The sequence below is a fragment of the Pseudoalteromonas sp. S558 genome, from assembly GCF_005886635.1.
Taxonomy (GTDB): Bacteria; Pseudomonadota; Gammaproteobacteria; order Enterobacterales; family Alteromonadaceae; genus Pseudoalteromonas; species Pseudoalteromonas aliena.
In genome coordinates this window covers 1-284 of record NZ_PNDU01000730.1, presented here as the reverse complement: position 1 = coordinate 284, position 284 = coordinate 1, and the positions used below count along the sequence as shown (strand labels likewise).

Genomic DNA, 284 nt, shown 5'->3' with positions numbered 1-284 from the left:
GTCATGATAGTAAAGTGGCAAATGAACTGATTGAATTATTGCCCGAAGGCGATTTTGTTATCGCGGACAAAGGCTATGATAGTGAAGTCATTAGAAATAAGGTTCGAGAGAGAAACTCAAGCCCAGTGATCCCTAGAAAGAAAAACTCAAAAACAGGTAATGGTGATATTGATTGGTGCTTATATAAATATAGGCATTTAGTTGAAAATGCCTTTGCAAGGCTAAAGCACTTCCGTGCTATAGCGACAAGGTACGATAAATTGAAATTACAGTTTGAGAGTATG

General features: G+C 37.3%; 1 protein-coding gene. It reads left to right on the top strand.

What is annotated here, in order from left to right:
- On the top strand, positions 1-284 hold a 284-nt coding region (locus CWB66_RS22120), incomplete at both ends, for a transposase (RefSeq protein ID WP_138587040.1).